25 protein-coding genes are annotated in these 22,268 nt (G+C 42.2%); 22 read left to right on the top strand and 3 right to left on the bottom strand.

Annotated features, from left to right (window positions below; translation table 11 throughout):
• Positions 1 to 2 precede the first annotated feature (2 nt).
• From CTY48_RS03685 to CTY48_RS03625, 13 genes are all read left to right on the top strand, one after another.
• Positions 3 to 1,595, top strand: coding sequence for a nitrite/sulfite reductase (locus CTY48_RS03685; RefSeq protein ID WP_099467163.1), 1,593 nt, complete (start codon positions 3 to 5; stop codon positions 1,593 to 1,595).
• A gap of 117 nt (positions 1,596 to 1,712) precedes the next feature.
• Positions 1,713 to 2,543, top strand: coding sequence for a rhamnulose-1-phosphate aldolase (gene rhaD, locus CTY48_RS03680; RefSeq protein ID WP_099467162.1), 831 nt, complete (start codon positions 1,713 to 1,715; stop codon positions 2,541 to 2,543).
• Positions 2,544 to 2,646: 103 nt separating this feature from the next.
• Positions 2,647 to 3,027, top strand: a complete 381-nt coding sequence (gene gloA2 / locus CTY48_RS03675; protein WP_099467161.1) for an SMU1112c/YaeR family gloxylase I-like metalloprotein — start codon at positions 2,647 to 2,649, stop codon at positions 3,025 to 3,027.
• A 152-nt stretch (positions 3,028 to 3,179) separates the two neighbouring features.
• Positions 3,180 to 3,962: a hypothetical protein gene (locus CTY48_RS03670; protein ID WP_099467160.1), complete on the top strand. Its 783-nt coding sequence runs from the start codon at positions 3,180 to 3,182 to the stop codon at positions 3,960 to 3,962.
• Between the two features lie 79 nt (positions 3,963 to 4,041).
• Positions 4,042 to 4,464: a VOC family protein gene (locus CTY48_RS03665; RefSeq protein ID WP_099467159.1), complete on the top strand. Its 423-nt coding sequence runs from the start codon at positions 4,042 to 4,044 to the stop codon at positions 4,462 to 4,464.
• 20 nt (positions 4,465 to 4,484) lie between these two features.
• Positions 4,485 to 4,835 carry a VOC family protein gene (locus CTY48_RS03660; protein WP_328587788.1) on the top strand — a complete coding sequence of 117 codons (351 nt, stop codon included), beginning with the start codon at positions 4,485 to 4,487 and terminating at the stop codon, positions 4,833 to 4,835.
• 30 nt (positions 4,836 to 4,865) lie between these two features.
• Positions 4,866 to 5,336, top strand: coding sequence for a YbaK/EbsC family protein (locus tag CTY48_RS03655; RefSeq protein WP_099467158.1), 471 nt, complete (start codon positions 4,866 to 4,868; stop codon positions 5,334 to 5,336).
• Positions 5,337 to 5,529: 193 nt separating this feature from the next.
• On the top strand, positions 5,530 to 5,970 hold the full coding sequence (locus CTY48_RS03650; RefSeq protein WP_099467157.1) for a LytTR family DNA-binding domain-containing protein: 441 nt from the start codon (positions 5,530 to 5,532) through the stop codon (positions 5,968 to 5,970).
• Complete coding sequence (locus CTY48_RS03645) at positions 5,971 to 6,462, top strand: hypothetical protein (RefSeq protein WP_099467156.1); 492 nt, start codon at positions 5,971 to 5,973, stop codon at positions 6,460 to 6,462.
• Complete coding sequence (locus CTY48_RS03640) at positions 6,455 to 7,309, top strand: ABC transporter ATP-binding protein (protein WP_099467155.1); 855 nt, start codon at positions 6,455 to 6,457, stop codon at positions 7,307 to 7,309. The genes CTY48_RS03645 and CTY48_RS03640 overlap by 8 nt, the downstream gene beginning before the upstream one ends.
• Positions 7,302 to 7,997 carry an ABC transporter permease gene (locus tag CTY48_RS03635; RefSeq protein ID WP_099467154.1) on the top strand — a complete coding sequence of 232 codons (696 nt, stop codon included), beginning with the start codon at positions 7,302 to 7,304 and terminating at the stop codon, positions 7,995 to 7,997. Before CTY48_RS03640 ends, CTY48_RS03635 begins: the two co-directional genes overlap by 8 nt.
• 53 nt (positions 7,998 to 8,050) lie before the next feature.
• Entirely contained in the window at positions 8,051 to 8,926 is an 876-nt protein-coding gene (locus CTY48_RS03630; RefSeq protein ID WP_099467153.1) for a GNAT family N-acetyltransferase, read from the top strand.
• Positions 8,927 to 9,005: 79 nt separating this feature from the next.
• Positions 9,006 to 9,770, top strand: a complete 765-nt coding sequence (locus tag CTY48_RS03625) for a MerR family transcriptional regulator (protein WP_099467152.1) — start codon at positions 9,006 to 9,008, stop codon at positions 9,768 to 9,770.
• Positions 9,771 to 9,890: 120 nt separating this feature from the next.
• On the opposite strand, the gene CTY48_RS03620 is transcribed toward CTY48_RS03625, so the two are convergent.
• Positions 9,891 to 10,343 carry a hypothetical protein gene (locus CTY48_RS03620; protein ID WP_099467151.1) on the bottom strand — a complete coding sequence of 151 codons (453 nt, stop codon included), beginning with the start codon at positions 10,341 to 10,343 and terminating at the stop codon, positions 9,891 to 9,893.
• A 391-nt stretch (positions 10,344 to 10,734) separates the two neighbouring features.
• Here CTY48_RS03620 and CTY48_RS03615 point away from each other — a divergent pair, with 391 nt between their 5' ends.
• From CTY48_RS03615 to CTY48_RS03600, 4 genes are all read left to right on the top strand, one after another.
• Positions 10,735 to 11,823 carry a radical SAM protein gene (locus tag CTY48_RS03615; RefSeq protein WP_099467150.1) on the top strand — a complete coding sequence of 363 codons (1,089 nt, stop codon included), beginning with the start codon at positions 10,735 to 10,737 and terminating at the stop codon, positions 11,821 to 11,823.
• A 119-nt stretch (positions 11,824 to 11,942) separates the two neighbouring features.
• Positions 11,943 to 12,734 carry an amino acid ABC transporter substrate-binding protein gene (locus CTY48_RS03610; protein WP_099467149.1) on the top strand — a complete coding sequence of 264 codons (792 nt, stop codon included), beginning with the start codon at positions 11,943 to 11,945 and terminating at the stop codon, positions 12,732 to 12,734.
• Between the two features lie 79 nt (positions 12,735 to 12,813).
• The gene (locus CTY48_RS03605; protein WP_099467148.1) at positions 12,814 to 13,464 is read left to right on the top strand and encodes an amino acid ABC transporter permease; all 651 of its coding nucleotides are present in this window, start codon (positions 12,814 to 12,816) and stop codon (positions 13,462 to 13,464) included.
• Positions 13,465 to 13,475: 11 nt separating this feature from the next.
• A complete protein-coding gene (locus CTY48_RS03600) occupies positions 13,476 to 14,240 on the top strand; it encodes an amino acid ABC transporter ATP-binding protein (RefSeq protein ID WP_099467147.1) in 765 nt (254 codons plus the stop codon).
• 3 nt (positions 14,241 to 14,243) lie between these two features.
• On the opposite strand, the gene CTY48_RS03595 is transcribed toward CTY48_RS03600, so the two are convergent.
• On the bottom strand, positions 14,244 to 15,782 hold the full coding sequence (locus tag CTY48_RS03595; protein WP_099467146.1) for a PucR family transcriptional regulator: 1,539 nt from the start codon (positions 15,780 to 15,782) through the stop codon (positions 14,244 to 14,246).
• A gap of 154 nt (positions 15,783 to 15,936) precedes the next feature.
• Here CTY48_RS03595 and CTY48_RS03590 point away from each other — a divergent pair, with 154 nt between their 5' ends.
• Genes CTY48_RS03590 through CTY48_RS03570 form a run of 5 tightly spaced genes read left to right on the top strand, consistent with a single transcriptional unit; the run spans position 15,937 to position 21,339 of the window.
• On the top strand, positions 15,937 to 16,176 hold the full coding sequence (locus CTY48_RS03590; RefSeq protein WP_099467145.1) for an acyl carrier protein: 240 nt from the start codon (positions 15,937 to 15,939) through the stop codon (positions 16,174 to 16,176).
• 44 nt (positions 16,177 to 16,220) lie between these two features.
• Complete coding sequence (locus tag CTY48_RS03585; RefSeq protein ID WP_099467144.1) at positions 16,221 to 17,969, top strand: CocE/NonD family hydrolase; 1,749 nt, start codon at positions 16,221 to 16,223, stop codon at positions 17,967 to 17,969.
• A gap of 12 nt (positions 17,970 to 17,981) precedes the next feature.
• Positions 17,982 to 18,980, top strand: a complete 999-nt coding sequence (locus CTY48_RS03580; RefSeq protein ID WP_099467143.1) for a phosphate acyltransferase — start codon at positions 17,982 to 17,984, stop codon at positions 18,978 to 18,980.
• Positions 18,981 to 20,081 (top strand): butyrate kinase, encoded by a 1,101-nt coding sequence (gene buk, locus CTY48_RS03575; RefSeq protein ID WP_099467142.1) that lies wholly within the window; start codon positions 18,981 to 18,983, stop codon positions 20,079 to 20,081.
• A 10-nt stretch (positions 20,082 to 20,091) separates the two neighbouring features.
• Entirely contained in the window at positions 20,092 to 21,339 is a 1,248-nt protein-coding gene (locus CTY48_RS03570; RefSeq protein ID WP_099467141.1) for an L-lactate MFS transporter, read from the top strand.
• Here CTY48_RS03570 and CTY48_RS03565 read toward each other — a convergent pair.
• Positions 21,336 to 22,244 (bottom strand): LysR family transcriptional regulator, encoded by a 909-nt coding sequence (locus tag CTY48_RS03565; protein ID WP_099467140.1) that lies wholly within the window; start codon positions 22,242 to 22,244, stop codon positions 21,336 to 21,338. The genes CTY48_RS03570 and CTY48_RS03565 overlap by 4 nt on opposite strands.
• Between the last annotated feature and the right edge of the window lie 24 nt (positions 22,245 to 22,268).

The following is a 22,268-nucleotide window of genomic DNA, read 5'->3' as shown; positions in this document are numbered from 1 at the left end:
ATATGTCATACGAAGCAATTTGGTCAAACAGCGATAAGCTGAATGAGGTAGAACACATTAAGTTAAATAAGGACGGTTTGGATGTTATCCAGACCATTATTGATAAATATTCGAAGACAGGTTATTCCTCCATTACTCCGGAGGACATGAACTTGTTCAAATGGGCAGGCGTGTACGAGCAAAAGCCTAAGAACGGATATTTTATGATGAGAGTCCGCATTAATTCAGGAATGATGAATTCTGCGCAGGCAAAGATTTTGGCAGGAATTGCCAGAGATTTTGGACGCGGAGTTGCCAATGTTACGACAAGAGGGGCAATTCAGTTTCACTGGATACAGGTGGAAAATCTGCCCGATATTTTTGAAAGACTTTCTTCCTGTGGGTTAAGCAGCTTTGAAGCTTGCGGAGACTGCCCGCGTACGATTGTGGGCAATTCATTAGCGGGAGTTGATAAGGATGAACTTATGGATACGAGAGAGTTGGTTGAGGAAGTAAATAACTTCTTTGTCCTGAACAAGGATTTTTCTAATTTACCGAGAAAATTCAAAATCTCCATATCTTCCAGTATACACAACGCAGGACATGCGCAGATTAATGATATCTCCTTTACTCCCGCGGTAAAAGAGTTTGATGGAAAAGAAAAAATCGGCTTCCATGTATGGGTTGGCGGCGGACTGTCAGCAGTCCCTGTTCTGGCACAAAAGCTTGATATTTTTGTAAAGCCTGATGAGGTGCTTAAAGTGGCGGAAGCAGTATGTACGATTTTCAGAGATTACGGCTATCGTGAGAAAAGAGGCCGTGCCCGCCTTAAATTTTTAATACGTGACTGGGGAATAGAGAGGTTTCAGGAAAAATTGCTGGAATATGTTTCTGTCAGCACAGGTTGCGGCGAAGATAAGCTGGTTGACTGGAATGCGTCCTATTATTACGGTGCACACCCACAAAAGCAGGCAAATAAAAACTATATCGGAATTAATGTTCCGTTTGGTGAGGTAAATGCAGAGGAGCTTTTGGAGCTTGCCGATATTTCTGAAAAATATGGTGATAAGTCCATCAGGACGACGCTGACGCAGAACCTGCTTCTTACAGGAATTGATGATAAGGATGTAGAAGACGTACTATCCTTAGAGCTGCTGAAACGCTTATCTCCGAAACCAAGCACATTTCTTGGCTACACAGTTTCCTGTACCGGAAAAGAGTACTGTAATCTGGCAATTGTGGAGACAAAGGACAGAGCTAAGAAAATAGCAGAGTATTTAAATGAAAAAATTGAACTGGATACGCCGGTTCGAATTCATGTCACGGGTTGCCCGAACTCCTGCGGTCAGAAACAGATAGCAGACTTAAGCCTTCAGGGTGCCATTATAAAAACCGAAGATGGTCCGGTTGATGCATTTACACTGTGGATCGGTGGTGCATTGGAGGGTGAAGGGAAATTTTCCGAGAGTATGGACTGTCGCATAAAGTCGACAGAGGCACATTTGGTTTTGGAAAAGTTAATTCTCTTTTTCAAGGAGAACCAGATAGACGGTGAGACATTTTTTGCATTTACGAAGAGAGTGGGAATGGAAGAGCTGAAAAAAAGTATGAATTGATGTACAATTTTGACTTTTCAATCTTCTGTCTTATGTTATAGTAATCGCACTTGGTGAGGTCTTTCACGAGCTTAGTATTTATGGTACAATATAGTTAGAAGAAAGGAGGACGTTATTATGAGAATTTTAGAATCGAAATTTGTAAAAGGATTTATAAAGATGGCAGACGACGGCTACCAACTGGGCTGGCATGAGCGTAACGGCGGAAACTTAAGTTATCGCTTAAAGTCAGATGAGGTACAGTCGATTCAGCCACGTTTGAATGCACCAGGTGAATGGATGGAGATTGGAGCTGATGTTCCCGGACTTGCAGGAGAATATTTTCTTGTGACAGGAAGCGGAAAGTATTTTAGAAATATTATTGTTGACCCGGAGGCATGTATTGCGATTATTGAGCTTGATGAAACCGGGACAAAGTATCGAATTAGATGGGGCCTAGTGGAGGGAGGCACGCCGACAAGCGAGCTGCCGACCCACTTGATGAATCATGAGGTGAAAAAGCGAGTGACAAACGGCGAACACCGTGTTATCTATCATGCCCACACAACGAATATTATTGCGCTGACTTTTGTGTTGCCTCTAAATGATGAGGTATTTACAAGAGAGCTGTGGGAGATGGCAACGGAATGTCCGGTTGTATTCCCAGGCGGAGTCGGCGTAATCGGTTGGATGGTTCCGGGCGGAAGGGCAATCGCAATCAAAACGGCAGAATTGATGGAGAAATATGATGTCGCAATCTGGGCACATCACGGAATGTTCTGCTCGGGAATCGATTTTGACCTGACCTTCGGTCTGATGCATACGGTTGAGAAATCTGCTGAGATACTGGTAAAACAGCTATCCATGTCCCCTCACAAGCTGCAGACAATCCAGCCTCAAAACTTTAGAGACTTGGCGAAGGATTTTAAGGTGACATTGCCGGATCAGTTCTTGTATGACAAGGAATAGGCAGTAGCGTTTACCTTATAAAATGAATATAGAAATAACGAAAAAGTGCATGGGAACTTAACTGCCCATGTACTTTTTTAGAAGTATAAAGGAGCAAACGACTATGAATCTAAAAAAGATACACCATGTTGCAATTATTGTTTCCGATTATCAAAAATCAAGACATTTCTATGTAGACTTACTAGGTTTTAATGTAATCAGAGAAAATTATCGTAAAGAGAGAAACGACTATAAACTTGACTTGGAGCTTGATGGCTGTGAGCTCGAAATTTTCTCCGGAAATAACAATCCAAAGCGTCCAAGCTATCCCGAGGCATGCGGGCTTAGACATTTGGCTTTTTGTGTTGAGAATATGGAAGAGACGGTTAGGGAGTTAAATGCGCTTGGAATAGAGATAGAACCGATTAGGACAGATGAGATTACCAATAAGAAGATGACCTTTTTCTTTGACCCGGACGGATTACCGTTGGAATTGCATGAATAGTCAGTATATCGGTTGAAAATTAAGTTTTGTAGAATATATACCGATATATAAAATATGCAAAGTAATTTATGAAAATCAATCCATAATGGAGAAGAAGCATACACGTGGTGAGAATTGCTCAACTATAACTATTCACTTAGGGGAGGACAGTTATGAAAATTCAACAAATGAATCATCATCAAAACACATATTTAATTGGTTTGGCAGAAGATTTTGCATTAGGAAAAACCAACACAGTAAAATCACAATTGCTTTCTTATAAAAATCAGGCAGTTGATGTATCAATATCAGAGGAAGGACGAGCAGCATTAAGAGAAAACTTGAATAAGCTCGGATTGACGACTGAATATACAGATGTTAGAGATATAACAAGTGCAGTAACAAATGAAGTTACTTGGGAGCATTATACAGCCATGAGAGATATAAGTAGTTTGACTTTGAAAGATGGGAACTACGATGTTGAGGATTTAGCGAAATCTATTATGGAAGCATACGAAACCATCTATAATAAAATTACAAAGGAACATGAAGAAGGCACTCGTCAGGTCTCATACGACCTTACTGGTACGAGGTCTTTAACACTGGAAGAAGATCTGGCAGGACTTGATAAGGCTTTTCAAATGCGTTTGGCAAATCTGGAAGGATTTATTACATGCCATCAAACAAATAAAGCATTTGCTCATCCGAATGGTTTTGTAAATTTTCTTGAAGATCGTCCGCAAAATGAAAATGATATCTCCGATGACTATAATGTTTATGATGACGAATATCGAAAAACCACTATCTCAATGATGCAGCAAGCACGTGAGGAGTTTCTGGCTTTATTTAAAACTATGAATTATAAACAAGGTGCTGCGATAGGAATAATCTCTGGCATCATGAATAACAATGCAGATTTTGTATTTAAAACACAAAAATTATTTTCTAAGGAATAAAAAGACTTCCTTTTATGGACGTAGGTGGTATAATGAGGAAAATATAAATTTAACCAGATACCCATAAAGGAGAAAAACAATGATACAATCCATAGTACATATAGCGTTAGTGGTAAGAGATTACGATGAAGCGATCGAATTTTATACAAAAAAGCTTCATTTTACTTTAGTAGAAGACACTTATCAGGCAGAGCAGGATAAAAGATGGGTAGTGGTATCCCCACCCGGCTCCAACGGAACGACTATCTTGCTTGCAAAGGCATCAAAGCCCATACAGGAGGAATTTATCGGGAATCAGGCGGGAGGAAGGGTATTTCTGTTTTTAGGGACAGACGATTTCGAGAGAGATTTCAAGGAAATGAAGGAAATTGGTATCGAGTTTGTAAGAGAACCCAAGGTGCAGGATTACGGAAAGGTTGCCGTGTTTAAAGATTTGTATGGAAACCTGTGGGATTTAGTGCAGTTTAATGAAGACCATCCGATGTATCAGAGGGTAAAATAAATCTAAGATGAGGGGATGAAATGATGCGAATTGGTGAAGTTGGATTGCTGACCAATGATGTGATCAGATTGGCTGATTTTTATAAGAAGCTGTTGGAGCTTGACAACCAAAGCAATGACGAAGTACACCAGACTCTCATTGCAGAGGAAACGATGCTGACGATTTACAATGACGGAAGCAGAAAAAATAATGATAATCGGAATATGTGCCTTGCCTTTACGGTGGAAGATGTAGACAGGGAATATGAAAAGGTGTTAAAGCTTGGTGCTGAGGTAATAGAGAAACCTGAAACAAGACCTTGGGGAGCCAGAAATATGAGCTTTTACGACCCTGACGGTAATGTGATATATTTTCGCAGCATTCCGAAATGAAAAAAGATATACTGACAGTTGGAGGATACCATGGCAATTGAGAGAGTAAGAGAATATTTTAAGAAATACAACATGGAGGAGCGTATTCGGGAATTTGACGTATCGAGTGCGACAGTGGAGTTAGCGGCAGCGGCACTGCAATGTAAGCCGGAAAGAATAGCAAAAACGCTATCCTTTGTGGTGGATGAGCAGCCGATATTGCTTGTGACGGCAGGAGATGCCAAGATTGACAATGCGAAATATAAAGCCCAGTTTAGTGCTAAAGCAAAGATGCTTACTCCGGATGAAGTAGAGGAAAAAATCGGACATACGGTAGGTGGTGTATGCCCGTTTGGAGTCAACGAAGGAGTGACAATCTATTTGGACAAATCCCTGAAACGATTTGAAACAATCTTTCCGGCGTGTGGAAGCAGCAACAGTGCGATTGAGCTTACGATAGAGGAACTTGAAACCTACTCTGGCTATAAAGAATGGGTTGATGTGTGCAAAAACTGGACATGATACAGACGTATAAAACAAAATAATAAATATTAAGCTACACAAAAAGCTTGATGCCTGATAAGTGAAATATAGGGCGTCGGGTTTTTTTATTTCGGGAAACTTAGCACTAAAATCCGGCAACAAAGGAAAAGTTTGTTGTGAGCCGCATTAGACTTTGCTATAGTTAGAATATAGAAGAGGAAAGGGTGAGAATGTGAAAGTAATCATAAAGACTGAGGCTGATACAGCGGAGACAGAAGTAGCAATTACGTGTAATCATTTGACACCGGAAATAGAAAAAATTGTGGCAATGCTTCGCATGCTCGACATGCAGTTGACGGGAGTAAGGGACGGGGCCACACACATTTTAGATGTAGCAAATGTGCTTTATATTGATACGGTGGATAAAAAAGTATTTTTATATACAAGAGACAGTGTCTATGAGACAAATCTTCACCTGTATGAGCTTGAAGAACAGCTCACCAAGGCGGATTTTTTTCGCGCAAACAAGTCATGTATCATCAATTTTAAGCAGATTGTATCCCTGAAAGCAGATATGGACCGAAAGCTTCGTGCCACCATGAGCAACGGCGAGCAGTTAATGATATCAAGGCAGTATGCTGACTATGTGAAAGAACGATTGGGGGTTAAGTAAATGGAAAGAAAAAAAACAATTTTGGACTATATCGGTCATATTTTTATCATTTTTGGATTCACGATGGTTTGTATGATGTGCTTTACCTTCCTTTTTGGAGAGACTGCACAGGAATATTCAACCTTCTTCAGATTGGGAAAAGAAGGTGTTTCCAGTGAGGTAATGGCACAGTTTTTCCTTCTGTCCATACTTGTGACCTTATGGAATTGCCTATATGAAAGTGGAACGCTGCTAAAATTTTTGCCCGGAAGAATAAGAAGCGTCAGCATGATTCTTTCTGTTTTCTTAACTGTGGTTGTATTTGTTGTGGTATTTCAATGGTTTCCGGTTAATATGTGGCAGCCTTGGGCAATGTTTTTCTTGTGCTTTGCCTTATGTGTGGTCGGCAGCACAACCATTTTTATAGCGAAGACCAAAACGGAAAACCGTAAGCTGGAAGAGGGCTTGAACAAATTGAAGGAAAAGTGGGAGAAGGAGGAGAAAGATGAGTAGAATATGGGCGCAAGAGATTGAGATGAGCTTTCACGGCAACACAGTTTTAAATAAGATTAGTTTGGATATCCAGCCGGGTGAGATATTTGGATTGCTCGGACCTTCCGGAGCAGGAAAAACAACGTTGATTAAAATACTCACGGGACAGTTAAAGCAGACAGGCGGCAGTGCAAAAATATTTGAGAGCGACAATGAAAAAATAACAGGTGACGATTTTCGGAAGATTGGTATGGTACTTGATAATACAGGGCTTTATGAGCGCTTAAGCTGTTATGATAATCTGGCTTTGTTTGCCAGAATTTACGAAATGCCGCTTGCCGATATTCATACCGTGCTTTGCCGCGTAGGCTTAGAGGAGGCAGAAAAGAAGAGTGTCAGCAATCTTTCCAAAGGCATGAAGCAGCGACTGGTTTTGGCAAGGGCGATTATGCATAAGCCACAAATCCTTTTTCTGGATGAGCCAACAAGCGGTCTTGATCCTGTCAATGCGGTATCGATTCGCAAGCTGATACAGGAGGAAAAAGAAAGAGGCGCTACCATTTTTTTGACGACACATAATATGGAGGAAGCCACGAAGCTTTGTGACAACGTGGCACTGTTAAATCAGGGCAGGATCGTAGAGTATGGGGAGCCTCTTGATATATGCAGAAGATATAACCACCAGAACAAGCTGCTTGTTTTGACAAAAAGCGGCGAGCAAATAGAGCTTTTTAATAATGAGACCGCGATTGCTGTCCTGACGGGCTACCTAAAAGACAATGCAATTGAGAGTATCCACTCCACGGAGCCGAATTTGGAGACGGTTTTCATGGAGCTTACAGGAAGGGGGCTGGAAACAGATGAGTAGAAAGAGTATAGCTATTTTTCAAAAACAGGTAAAGGACACTTTTAAAAATAAGGGTGTATTGGTGCAATTTGTTATGTTTCCGGCACTTTCTGCTATTATGCAGAATGCGATTCAGATTGAGGGGATGCCCCCAAATTATTTTGTCTTTTTGTTTGCGACCATGTACATTGGTATGGCACCCCTAACTGCGATGTCCTCCATCCTCTCCGAGGAGAAGGAGTATAATACACTGCGCGTTCTTCTTATGTCAAACGTGAAGGCGGGAGAGTATCTCTTTGGAGTCGGGTCATACATTTTTCTAGTTTGCATGCTTGGAAGTGGCGTGTTTGCGGCAGTAGGAGAATTTACAGCACGAGAGCGGCTTTCCTTTCTTGGAATTATGGCGGTTGGTATTCTGATTTCCACTCTGATTGGAGCTGCAATCGGAACATGGAGCAAAAATCAGATGTCTGCCACCTCGGTTACGGTAGTTGTTATGATGATTTTTTCCTTTTTGCCGATGATATCTATGTTTAACGACACGATTTCCAAGGTGTCGAGGTTCACCTATTCTCAGCAGCTAAATGATTTGATGAATCAGATAGACAACATTTCACTTCCAATCGGAGATGGAAGTATTCTGGTTTTTAATGTGTTTGTGGCAGCGGGGCTTTTTGTGATTGCTTACCGGAGGTGCGGGCTGGCATAGCAAAATTGTTTTAATAGTAATGGTATATCCATTTTCATGCGAGGAGAGACAAAATGAACTCAAATTATAGGCTGATAAAAGGCTATAAAGATAACACCGATTTAAGAAAAAGCTTCAACGACTTAGCCAAGTCCGTATACGGCTTTGACTTCGAGGACTGGTATCAAAACGGATATTGGAACGATAACTATATCCCATACTCCATCTTGGATAAAGGAAAAGTCGTGGCAAATGTCTCGGTCAATCCGATGCAATTTTTCCACGGCAATAAATTGCACACCTATATTCAGCTTGGAACAGTTATGACAGACAAAGCTTATCGTAATAAGGGTTTAATCCGCAGACTGATAGAAGAAATCGAACAGGATTACAAGGAAAAAACAGAAGGCTATTTCCTATTTGCGAATGATAGTGTGTTGGAGTTTTATCCCAAATTTGGCTATAAAAAAGCCACGGAATATGAGTATTTAAAGTCGGTAAGCAACAACACGGAAATGACTGCAAAGAGGATATCCATGGAAGAAAAAGAAAATCGAAGCAGGTTGGAGCGGGCTATAAACACCAGCGCTGTACAGAGTGGCATGGCAATGAAGGAAAATGCAGCGTTAATCCTGTTTTATGCAACGAAATTCATGAAAGAGAATGTTTATGAGATAGAAAGCCAAAGCGCGCTTGTCATTGCCGAGCTTAATAAGGGTGTGCTGCATTTGCATAATATTTTTGCACCGAAAGAAGTGGAAATTGATACCATAACAGCCGCTTTTGGAAAAGAGGTAACGAGCGTAGTGCTCGGCTTTGCGCCCTTATCTGGTGAGGGATATGAGGTTAGGGAAAATCAGGAGGAAGATACCACCTTATTTATAAAAGGAACTCCGTTAGAGGAGATAGAAAGAGAGCGTTTAAGAATTCCTGCTTTATCACATACTTAATCATAAAAAATATTTTTTAAAAACCTATTGACATTCACGCAACGGAAAGGTTTACACTGTCAATGTAAGGAGGTGCAGCATGGAATATACAGTGCAAAAATTAGGAAAACTGGCTGGGGTCAGCACAAGAACACTCCGGTACTACGATGAAATTGATATCTTAAAGCCGGCGAGAATTAATTCATCGGGATATCGGATTTACGGCCAGAAGGAGGTTGATCGTTTGCAGCAGATTATGTTTTATCGGGAAATGGGGCTGGAGCTTTCTGCCATAAAGGAAATACTGCAATCAAAAGACTTCGATGAAATAAAGGCACTGGACAGCCATCTTGTCAAGCTTCTTGCACAACGCCAGCAGTTGGAGCTGCTGATTAAAAATGTACACAAAACAATTGACTATAAGAAAGGAATGATACAGATGCGTGACAGTGAAAAGTTTGAAGGCTTTAAGCAGAAATTAGTGGATGACAATGAGGAGAAATACGGAAAAGAAATCAGAGAAAAGTACAGTGACGAGGTTGTAGATGAAAGCAATCAGAAAATGCTCAACATGACCAAGGAGCAGTACGAGGAATTTGAAAAGCTTGGTCAGGAAATACTGGAGACTCTGGAGGAGGCGTTTGCAACAAAAGACCCTGCCGGAGAACTAGGACAAAAGGTGGCAGAGCTGCATCGGAAGTGGCTTAGTTACACTTGGAAGGAGTACACGAAGGAAGCCCATGCGGGATTAGCCCAGATGTATGTGGCAGATGAAAGATTTACTGCTTATTATGATAAGAATCAGCCCGGGCTTGCGGCATTTTTGCGGGATGCTATCCTTCATTATACCGGTATGGAGGCTTAGAGCGGTAATAGGGTAAAAGAAGATAGATATTTTGCTATGTTAAGAGTGTAATATAAAGTGCGTAAGTTTGTTACTGGTAACTTACGCACTTTATTACATTCTTAACTAGGAAACAGCTTTCTACTCTCCTGCTATTTGATTTCCAAAATGATTAGTTAATAAAGTTAATAGCTCTTCATTATTTCCTAAGTATAAAATAATTAAATTATTATATTTATAAAAATGTGGAGACTTACTCCAATCAATTGAACTAGACATCTCATCCTTTGTATATGAAAATCCATCAGAACTAATGCGCTGCGAATCTAAATCAGCATTTCTTATAGAATCATAAATAAATACTTGAAGGTCTTCGGCATCATTTAAAGTTATGTTTATTCTGTCTCCTTCTAAAATATTTTTATTTGCATTTTCAGAAGAAAAGGTATATCCGTTTGTTTCAAAAATATTTTTCAAATCATCTGATACCTTTTCGGTATTAGAAGTGTCTTCTGTTTTGCTGTTATTATTTGCTGAACTACAACCTATCAATGTTAATACTATCAAAAAAGTTGCAAGTAAATATTTTTTCATTAAAAAAATCTCCTTTCTATGTAAAACTAAATATTCTCCAAGTTGCTGAAACGCTATTAGTTATTTGAATTTTATTATTCAAAAAAATATGTTTAGTAAAATTACATCTGCTATTTTTCCCTATAAATATACTATATAATTAACATATTTTAAAAAAATTTAATAGTCAAAAAACATAAATAGACAATCTGAGAGCGTAAATGAATGAAAAGCTGCATTTTGTTCGAGCAGAGCTTTTGCAACCTTCAAAAATTTTCATCATATATATAAATAAGAAACCCTTAAAAATATTGACAAGCAATCAAGAATCAGTTACCATTATAACTAGTTAAACGCAATTTAATTAAATGCAATTTAAAATAAAAGGCCACCAAAAAGGAAAGAGGTTTTTATGGAAAAAGAGTTTAATCTGGAAGGATATATGACAAAGGGAGTTGAAAACATTGTGAAGGGTGCATTAAAAGCTTCTTTTTCAAACCCCAGAGAAAGTATTTTTATGGCTAAATATGCCGCTGCCAGTAAAAAGTCGGCGGAGTTGAGAAGAAAGGCAGAAAAACAGGGAGAGCATGTACCCGCGTTTTTGATTGCCAGTATTACCAGCCAATGTAATCTTCATTGTGCCGGCTGCTATGCAAGGGCAAATAACGCCTGTCATGATGAAAAAGCAGTGTCCCAGCTATCCGATAAAGAATGGCATACCATTTTTAAAGAAGCAAGCGATATAGGAGTCGGTTTTGTTCTTCTGGCAGGAGGAGAGCCGTTGATACGAAGAGATGTGTTGGAGGCGGCATCTGAAATTCCCAATATTTTGTTTCCTGTCTTCACTAACGGAACTTTAATCAAGGATTCTTACATAGAGCTGTTTGATAAGCATAGAAATTTACTCCCTGTGTTAAGTATTGAGGGAAAGGAAGAGATAACGGACCAAAGGCGTGGAGAGGGTGTATTCAACAGTCTTGAAAAGACCATGAAACTGTTAAAGAAAAACGGTATTTTATTCGGCGCTTCGGTAACGGTAACGACTGAGAATTTAACAGAGGTGACCTCTAAAGAATTTTTGAATTATCTATATGAGGCAGGCTGTAAGGCGGTTATTTATGTTGAATTTGTGCCTGTGACAAGCGAAGCAAAAGAATTGGCACCGGGAGATTTTGAAAGGGAATACTTAAAGGATAAGTTGGCTGGTATCAGGGAGGAATACGAGGATATGGTATTTGTTTCCTTCCCGGGAGACGAGAAGACGTCGGGAGGATGTCTTGCAGCCGGAAGAGGATTTTTCCATATCAATTCCAATGGCGGTGCGGAACCCTGTCCTTTTTCACCTTATTCCGATATTAATGTAAAGGAAACCTCTATAAGGGAAGCCTTGAATTCAAGATTGTTTAGACGCTTGCAGGAGGAAGATGTATTGCTTGAGGACCATGCAGGCGGCTGTGTGCTGTTTGAACGACGGGAAATGGTAGAAGAACTTTTGAGATAATAAGGATAATAGAACGCAACTCAGCATTGACAATCCCTCTTCATTTGTGGTAGTTTATATGGGTACTTTATTGTGGCAGAGTAATAACATATTACCATGTAAAACAGGAGGAGAAATTTATGAAAAAGCTTTTGGCAATTGTACTTTCATTGGGAATGGTGCTTTCTTTAGGAGCATGTACAGGTGGCAGCACAGAGACGAGCAAAAACAGCGATACCTTTACCGTGGGATTTGACCAGGACTTCCCGCCATATGGCTATGTGGGGGATGACGGTGAATTCACAGGTTTTGATATAGATTTAGCGACAGAATGCGCGAAGCGCATGGGTAAGGAAATTGTGCTTCAGCCGATTGCGTGGGACGCAAAGGACATGGAGCTGGAGGCAGGAACGATTGACTGTATCTGGAATGGTTTTACGATCAATGGGCGTGAAGATCTCTACACATGGTCCTCACCATATGTAAATAATTCACAGGTTGTCATTGTAAAGGCAGACTCAGGCATCAGCACACTTGCAGATTTGTCAGGAAAAGTAGTGGAGGTTCAAAAGGAATCCTCTGCACAGGCTGCGCTTGAGGACGCTTCTAAGAAGGACTTGCTTGAATCCTTTGGTGACTTTCTGACCGTAGACCAGTATAACACAGCATTTATGGACTTGGAGTCCGGAGCGGTTGATGCGATTGCGATTGATGTCGGTGTGGCAAGATTCCAGTTGTTAGGAAAAGAAGACAAATTCACGATATTAGACGAAGAGCTTGCAAGTGAGCAATACGGCATCGGTTTCTTAAAGGGAAACGAGGAATTAAGAGACAAAGTGGAAGCAACCTTGCTTGAAATGGTGGAAGACGGTACCTTTGCAGAGATTTCCACAAAATATTTTGGAGAAGATGTAGGTATTCTAGGAAAATAATCGGAAAAAATTTTTAAATTTAAATAGATGAGAAAGAGGGACATAATGATATGTCCTCTTAACTCGTTAGGAGGCAAAAATGAGCGTATCCGCTATGCTTGGACAACTGAGCGCCGGAATGGTCACAACGATAGTTATTTTTGTGATGACTTTGGTGTTTTCCCTTCCGCTGGGATTGCTGATATCATTTGGAAGGATGTCAAAGAATTTATTTATCCGCAATCTGGCAAAAATATATATATCGATTATGAGAGGAACACCGTTGATGCTGCAGCTTTTGGTTGTGTACTTCGGACCTTATTACATATTTGGAATTGCGATTTCCTCCTCTTATCGTGCTTATGCGGTAATCATTGCCTTTGCAATCAATTATGCTGCTTATTTTGCAGAGATTTACCGCGGCGGTATTGAATCCATGCCGCAGGGGCAGTATGAGGCGGCAAAGGTACTCGGCTATACAAAGGCACAGACCTTTGTAAAAATCATTATGCCGCAGGTTGTGAAGCGGATTTTACCTTCTGTTACGAATGAGGTAATCACGCTCGTAAAGGATACCTCACTTGCCTTTTCCATTGCATATGCAGAAATGTTCACCATCGCAAAAGCCATTGCAAACTCACAAAGAAGTATGCTTCCTTTTGTTGCGGCAGCGGTATTTTACTATGTATTCAACTTCATTGTTGCAGCGCTGATGGAGCTTTGGGAAAAGAAAATGAGCTACTATAAATAGGAGGAGCACAGATGAAAACGTTATTGGAAATGAATCATGTAAAAAAGAGCTTTGACGGAACTTTAGTGCTCAAGGATATCAGCCTGTCCGTGGAAGAGGGAGAGGTTGTGTCCATCATCGGTCCCTCCGGCTCAGGAAAATCAACGCTTCTTCGCTGCGCAACACTATTAGAGAGCATGGATTCGGGAAATCTAAGCTATCTTGGTGAAAGTGCGGCTTCCGATATAGACGGAAAAACCGTATATAAAAAGGGAAGTGAGCTAAAGCAGATACAGCAGTCCTTTGGGCTTGTGTTCCAGAACTTTAACCTCTTTCCGCATTACACGGTGTTGAAAAATATCATCGATGCGCCTCTTCATGTACAAAAGCGTGACAAGGCGAAGGTAATCAAGGAGGCAGAGATTCTCCTCGAAAAGATGGGGCTTTCTGACCGTGCCGATTACTATCCGTGTCAGTTATCCGGCGGACAGCAGCAGCGAGTTTCCATCGCAAGAGCGCTGGCGATGAACCCGAAAATCCTTTTCTTTGACGAGCCGACCTCCGCCCTCGACCCGGAATTGACCGGGGAAATATTGAAGGTAATCAAAGAGCTTGCGAAGGAAAAAATGACGATGGTTATTGTGACCCATGAGATGAATTTTGCGAAGGATGTTTCCAACCGTATGATTTTCATGGATCAGGGTGTCATTGTGGAGGAGACCACGCCTGAGGAGATGTTCCAGTCCACCAATCAAAGAACGAGAGAGTTCTTGGGACAATACCATAATCTGGGTTAATGCCTACACGAGCTTTAAATACTGCATAATTTTATATGACAGACCAAAGGACATAAACTCATCGCCAGTCTCAATTTTACAGTCCATGATGCTGCGGATTTTATCCATGCGGTACAGGAGTGTATTTTTGTGAATATGGAGGCGTTTTGCAATCTGTGTCGGCTGTCCGGGCGATTCCAGATACTCGTACAGAGTCGTCAAAAAATCAGTTCCGTGCGTCTCATCGTATTGGAGAAGCCTCATCATACCCGGGTGGATGAAAAAGCGGATTTCTTCCTCCTGCTCACACATTTCAAAAATATGATATAAATAATAATCAGAATAATAGTGAATCGGCCCTTGCCGGTTCATTTTTTTGCTCATATCAATAGACTTTACTGCCTGCTTGTAAAAGCGTCTGGCATCTCTCAAATCCCCGAAAAAATTACTCATTCCCGCTGTCAGTTCATTTGTTGTCAGAAACTGCGTCAGTTGGCTTTGCTCGTGTTCCGTGATGCCTTCCTTACGGTTTCGGCTGATTAAAAAGACGATGGAATTCTCATAAATGACATAAATACTGTGAGGCAGAATGTAGCGAAGCTGTTCCACAATGATGTCTAACTTTGTTGAGGTATCCCGATAACTCTGTGCAGGGATCACCAAAATGTATTGGTCCTCCTTTAAATCATAGCCGATTGTCTCAAGCCTTTCGGCAACTGTGGAATAGTTGCTGAGCGGATTGTCGAGAAGCTCTGCCAAAAAGTAGGAATACATAAAACCTTTATTTGCCCGGATAAAGCTGTCTTTTTGAAGCTCCATCGAGATGATTCGGCTGGTACGGTGAAGCAAAATACTGTCAAACTCTCCAAAAGGACGGTCCTGCTCATAGAGCATAACATGTCCCACTTCGATATTGTTAATCGTGATAGCGTCCACCATCATGCCCTTGTTGTGAAGTGGGTTTACAAAATAAATGGGCGCATTCTGTTCCCGGATTCTCTCGTCAATCCGGTTCTTTTTCAAATACGCAAGCCCCTCTGCGTTAATATATCCAATTCTATTTTCCTCTGAGGCAAAGGTCGTGTCGGCTATCGTTCCTGCGGACATGGCAAGATATTTATGCCTTGTATCCACAACAAAAAGCGGATTTCCGAATACCTCATGGGCAACGTCGGTCAGATATTGAAGACCCTGCTCCGTGAAAAAAGCATTGATTAAAAGGTGAAGTGCGGTATTGATCTTCTGAATATCCTGTAAACGATCAGAGATGTCGTTGAACATTTTGGCACAGTCAAACTCATTTTCCATATATAAAATACGAAGCTTCGAGCCTTGGTATACCGAAGGGTCAGGAGACTTTCCATAGCAAAGGATTGTGGAGTCAAGAGATAGATTGGCATCAGGCAGCAGCTCGGTAGGTCCCAGATACAGGATGTTTTTGTGAAATCTTGTCTGATCCTTGGTCAGAAGCTTAATCGTGCGGATATCTATCGTGGCATCCGAATTCCCGAAGGTTTGTATCTCGTCTGAGTTTAAATATTCTTTGATTGAAAATAACTCCATTTGTCTCCTCCTCTTTGTGCGTTTGCACAAATCAATCTGTTGATTTCTCGGCTACTTTGTGAACAAGCCCAATGAATTCAATAATTATATTATATATACTAATGGTACAAAGAACAAGAAGTATTTCAAAGCCGTAAGGCAGATAGGAGCGATTATGGAGTTAAGAGAAGAAGTAGTGGAACAAATCAAAGAGAGACTAACTGTTATTTTAGGAGAGGGTGACTACACAGAGAATACCTCTTTTGAAGCATTGAATATGAAATCTGTAAATTACTCTCAGCTTACAACAGCATTGGAGGACGAGTTTGACGTGGAAATTCCGTTTATGGACTTTAAGCGAAAGGCGACCGTTAAAGAGGCAGCAGACTATATCGTACAGCTTGTGGAAGGCTAAATTTCAGTACAAAACAGTTACCAAAATGGAGAAGGAGGAGCAGCATGGAACAACCGCAGTTATTTTCTAAAAAAGAAGTATTCAACGGTGAAGAGGTGGAAACACTTTATCGCCAGGCAAGAGTTCCGGTAGACCCGGAGGATGGCTTAGATTTATCCAAAATGGAGGGAATTGCAGCAACCGCACATGGTTTTTGTGCAAAATTCAATCAGCGCGCTTATGTAAACGAAGATGGTATTCTTTGCGAGCAGGACGTTCCTGTTGTTTTGAGGGACGGAACCAAGATATATGTGGACATTTATCGTCCTGAGGGTGAGACAAATATTCCCTGCATCGTATCATGGAGCTACTACGGAAAACGTCCGGGAGACGGAATGAGCGAGTGGCAGGTTATGGGAGTACCGCCTGGAACGATTTCCACCATGTCCAAATTTGAATCGCCTGACCCTGGCTATTGGTGCCGCCACGGATATGCCATCGCAAATGTGGACCCAAGAGGAACGGGACATTCCGAGGGTGATATCAATATGTTCGGAACACAGGATGCCAAGGATGGCTATGACTTCATTGAATGGGTAGCGAGCCAGCATTGGTGCAACGGAAGAGTCGGCATGGGAGGGAACTCCTGCGTGGCAATGACGCAGTTTCGTATCGCGGCACAGCAGCCTCCGCATCTGGCTTGTATCGCTCCTTGGGAGGCTACAACGGACATTTACCGAGAATCTATTTATGAGGGCGGAATTCCGGCATTAACCTTTAACGAATTTATCGTGGCTTCCTTGACCGGACCGAACAAAATCGACGATCAGGTAGCAATGGGACGAAAATATCCGCTGATGAATGCATATTGGGAAGATAAGATACCCGACTTTAAGAAAATTAAGGTACCGACCTATACTTGTGCTTCTTACAGCCATTTCCATTTAAGAGGCTCTTTCAATGCCTTCCGTAAAATCCGTTCCACAAGAAAGTGGATGAGAGCGCACAGAGAGCAGGAGTGGCCGGATATGTACAATCCAAACAACATAGAGGACTTAAAGAGATTTTTTGACCGCTATTTGAGAAACATCAACAATGGCTGGGAAATGACTCCTAGATATCGTATTGAGGTTATGGACGCATTTGACTGTGATTATCAGACAAACCGCCCGGAAAAAGAATTTCCACTGGCAAGAACCCAGTACAAGAAGCTTTATCTTGATGCAAAGAATATGACAATGCAGGATATGCCTGTTGAGACAGAAACAAAGGTAAGCTACGATGCGAATGAAGGCGTAGTAAACTTTGATATGGCATTTGAGGAAGATACGGAAATCACAGGCTATATGAAGCTCAGACTCTTTGTTGAGGCAGAGGGACATGACGATATGGATATCTTCATCAATATCCAGAAGGCAGACAAGGACGGCAACTGGCTTCCAACCTACATATTAGGCGAGCCGCATCCGGGTACATGGGGAAAAATGAGAGTTTCCCACCGTGCGCTCGATGAGAAGCTTTCCACTGATTATGAGCCGGTACAGTCACATTTAAAAGAAGAAAAGTTAAGTCCGGGTGAAATTGTTCCGGTTGATATCGCAATTGTTCCTTCCAGTAAAATCTGGCACAAGGGACAGAAAATTAGAATACAGGTTGCCGGCAGATATATCCGTGAAGGTTGGTTTGAGCCGCTTTCATGGGAAACGGACAACAAGGGGAATCATGTGGTGCACACAGGAGGAAAATATGAATCCTTCTTGCAGATACCGGTTATTCCTCCAAAATATCAGGCAGGAGACTATGTATACCGATAGGTAGGTGACAGTATGAATATAATGGACAGTATTTTTGAGAAGGCAAGAGCAAAACAGGTTGTAGTCGCCTTTTCTGAAATAGAAGAAGAAAAAATATTATTGGCAGCAAAGGAAGCCAAGGAAAAAGGAATCTGCAAACCTCTTTTCGTCGGAAAGAAAAGTGTATTGGAAGAGAGTGCAAAGCAGTATGGCATCAACGTATCCGAAATTGATTTGTGGGACTGCGAGGATGAGGAAAGATTAGAGAAGGTTATTATAAAATACGTTGAAGAAAATCCAATGTACAGCGAAAAATCAATGAAGCGAAAGGCAAAGGATTCCCTCTATGTGGCACTTATGCTGGAGGCACTTGGTGAGGTCGATGCGACCTTCGCCGGGCTGTCCCACACGACAGGAGATGTGATTATGGCAGGGCAGATGATAGTCGGGCTCTGCGATGGAGTAACGACGGTGTCCAGTGTTGGAATTGCCAATATACCGGGCTATGATGGACCGGAGGGAGAGCTTCTTGTCATCGGCGACAGCGCTGTTTGTGCAAATCCTTCTGCAGAAGATTTGGCAAGCATTGCGATTTCTGCCTGCGATACAACGAGTGCCTTGCTTGGCTGGGAGCCTCGCTGTGCGCTTGTATCCTTTTCAACGACCGGAAGCGCCGAGCATGAGCTTGTAGACAAGGTTAGAAGTGCCAAGGAAATAGCAAATAAACAAAGACCGGACTTAAAAATTGACGGTGAATTTCAGCTTGATGCAGCTATCTGCCCGCCGATTGCCGCCAAGAAGGTGACAAGAGAGAGTGAAGTGGCAGGAAAAGCAAACATCATTATATGGCCTGATTTAAACGTAGGAAACATCGGTGTCAAGCTGTTACAGCAGTTTGCTCATGCAGATGCTTATGGACCTGTTTTACAGGGCTTTAAAAAGGTTGTATGTGATTGTTCAAGAAGTGCACCTGTTTCCGAATTGGTGGGCAATATCGCGATATCCGCCGTGCGCGCACAGGGAGGAAAGTAGATGAAAGATTATAAAATTTTTGCCATTAACCCAGGCTCAACTTCAACAAAAATTGCATTGTTTGAAAATGATAAGGTAATTTATTCTGCCAATGTAAGCCATGATGCAGCAAAGCTTGGAGAGTTTGTGACTATCTCAGATCAAATGCCTTACCGCAAAGAGACAATACTTGCACTGCTGAAAGAAAATAACATAAGCCTTGATAAAGTAGATGCTTTCGTCGGACGCGGAGGAGGACTTCTTCCGCTGGAGGGAGGCACCTATGAGGCGGATGAGCTCTTGATTGAACACGCAAGGGTTGGGGCAAACGGAGTGCAGCACCCGGCACAGCTTGGAAGTCAGCTTGCCGAGGAATTTAAGCGAGAATACGGCGGACGCTGCTTTATTGTGAATCCGCCTGATGTGGATGAATACGAGGATATTGCTCGCATCACAGGAATAAAAGAAATTACAAGAACAAGCCACATCCACTCTTTGAACCAGAAGGAGACGGCTATCCGCCATGCTGAAACGATAGGGAAAAAGTATGAGGACTGTAATTTTGTCGTGTGCCATATCGGAGGCGGAATTTCCGTAACAGCACATAAAAAAGGAAAAATGGTAGACGGAACGGATATTGTGGAGGGAGAAGGACCGATGGCGCCGACTCGTGCGGGAGCAATTCCGGCAGCACCATTGATTCGTCTCTGCTATTCCGGAAAATATTCGGAAAAGGAAATGCTTGCAAAATGCACGAAAAGCGGAGGTCTTGTGGATCATCTTCAAACATCGGATGCGTTGGAAATCAGTCAGAGAGCAGAAGCGGGCGAGCCTTATGCAAAGCTTGTATGGGAGGCGATGATTTATCAAATTATCAAATCAATCGGCGCGATGGCATGTGCTTTGCAGGGAAAGGTTGACGGTATCTTGCTCGGCGGCGGCATGGTGTACAACAAGGGACTTGTAAGCATGATAACGGAAAGCTGTGATTTTATCGCCAAGGTGACGGCATATCCGGGAGAGTTTGAGATGGAGGCGATGGCAAGCGGGGCAATCCGCGTGCTGGAAGGAAAGGAAAAAGCTAAGAAATATACAGGTATCCCTGTTTTTAAAGGCTTTTGATAAAGAAAATATGTCCGAAAATAAAAAATTTACAAAAAGAAGATGGCTGATTTTGACAGCGAGCTGTCTGATTAACCTGTGTATTGGCTCGCTTTATGCGTGGAGCGTATTTGCAAACCCGCTGGCACAATATTTGAATGAGCGAAACGGCTGGGCACTCACGAGTGCCAGCCTCGCTATTGTATTTACAGTTGCAAACGGGGTAGGACCAATCACGATGATATCGGGGGGCTGGCTAAACGACAGACTTGGTACGAGAAGGGTTATATTCCTTGGCGGACTGATGTTTGGCGGAGGAATGATACTGTCCGGTTTTGCGAGCAGCGTTATGTTTCTTGTCGTGAGCTATGGCATACTGGAGGGGCTTGGAATGGGAATGGTATACGGCTGTACCATCAGCAATTCGGTTAAGTTTTTCCCGGATAAGAGAGGACTCATCGGAGGACTTACCACAGCAACGTACGGACTAAGCTCTGTCATCATACCGCCCATTGCAAATCACATCATCAAAAGCACAGGTGTCACAACCGCATTTTTTATACTGGGTGCAGCCTTCCTCGTTATTATATGTGTGGGTTCTGCCTTGATAGAGAAATGTCCGGACGGCTTTGAGCCGGATGGCTTCGTGGAAAAAAGAGAAGTGAAAAACGAGAGCAAAAGAGCGGATAAGAATTGGAAGGAAATGCTTCAAAGTCCTGTGTTCTACTGCATGATAGCAATGCTGATGTGCGGTGCCTTCGGCGGACTTATGTGTATTTCACAAGTATCGCCCATCGCCCAGAATATGATCGGAATGTCCGCGACAGCCGCAACTACGGCGATATCCGTGCTGGCGTTATTTAATGCTGCAGGACGTGTCGGAGCAGGATATTTGTCGGATAAGATTGGACGCATTCAGACACTGACGCTATCGTTTTGTATGTCCTTTGCAGGCTTTTTATGCCTTTACCGGGCAGAAGAGGGAAGTACTGTGCTGTTTTATGCGGCAATTGCAATGATCGGCATGTGCTTCGGTTCCTTTATGGGAGTATTTCCCGGCTTTACCGCGGACCAGTTTGGAGCAAGACATAACAGTGTAAACTATGGCTATATGTTTATCGGCTTTGCGCTGGCAGGTATCTTTGGTCCGATGCTTATGGGCCGTCTCTATTCCTCGAGCGGCAGCTATGATAAGGCATTTTTGGCGGCGGCAGCGTTGGCGGTAATAGGTCTGTCATTGACTATTGTTTATCGGAGGATGGTGAGGAGCAGGAGTTAATCCTCCCCCTCATCAAAATCCAACATCTCCCTCAATTCATCGAGAAACAGCTCAAGCTCCGCGTGCTCAAGCCCGGTTTTCCAGAGCACGTAGATATTCGAGTCATCGGGCTGTTTGTCGAGGTTGAAGGTCTTTATCTTAGGGTCTCTCACCTTATTGTCACAAATCGTAATTCCAATACCATTTTTTACACCGAGCAAAAGAGAATTTAAGTTGGATACATATTTTACGATATTTGCCTCAAAGCCATGTGCTTTGCAAATATTTTTTATTTTGCTCACGCCGACAACGGATTCCTTCGGGGAAATCGTAATAAGAGGCTGGTCTTTCAAATCCGTGACGGTCACATGGTCGCGTTTGCTCAGAGGGTGCGAGGAAGGAACAGCGATGCAAAGTTCTACTTTTTGAAACAGGAAGCTGTTAACGTCCTTATAACTTTCAAGTTCAAATTCCGGGACAAAAATCACGTCCAAATCCCGATTGTTAAACTGATCACGCAGGGTGCGAAAGCCAAAGCTTCCGAGGTCGATATCAATGTTTGGATAGTGGCTCTGGTAATTGTAAAGAACCTTAGACAGCATCTCATCGACAGAAAAGGTGTCCGTACAGCCGATGGAGAGCTTGCCGACCGTCTTTCGCTTTAGCAGCTTGGCATTGTAAATCGATGAGTTCATCATATTTTCAAGCATGGACCAGTCTCGATAAAGCGATTCGCCTTCCGGTGTCAGTTCTACATTTCTTTTATTTCTCTTTAACAAAGAAAAACCGAGCTCATTTTCCAGCACAAGCATCTGCTTGCTTAGAGCAGGTTGGGAAATATACAAGGATTTTGCTGCTTCCGTGAAATTGAGCGTCTTGGCGAGGGCTAAAAAATAGTGTATTTGCTGAAATGTAATTCGGTACATAAAATCTCCTTTCAGAAATGTTAT

The organism is Konateibacter massiliensis (assembly GCF_900184995.1).
GTDB lineage: Bacteria > Bacillota > Clostridia > Lachnospirales > Lachnospiraceae > Lachnotalea > Lachnotalea massiliensis.
Note: the sequence above shows the minus strand (reverse complement) of the source record. Positions and strands in the feature narration are given on the sequence as shown.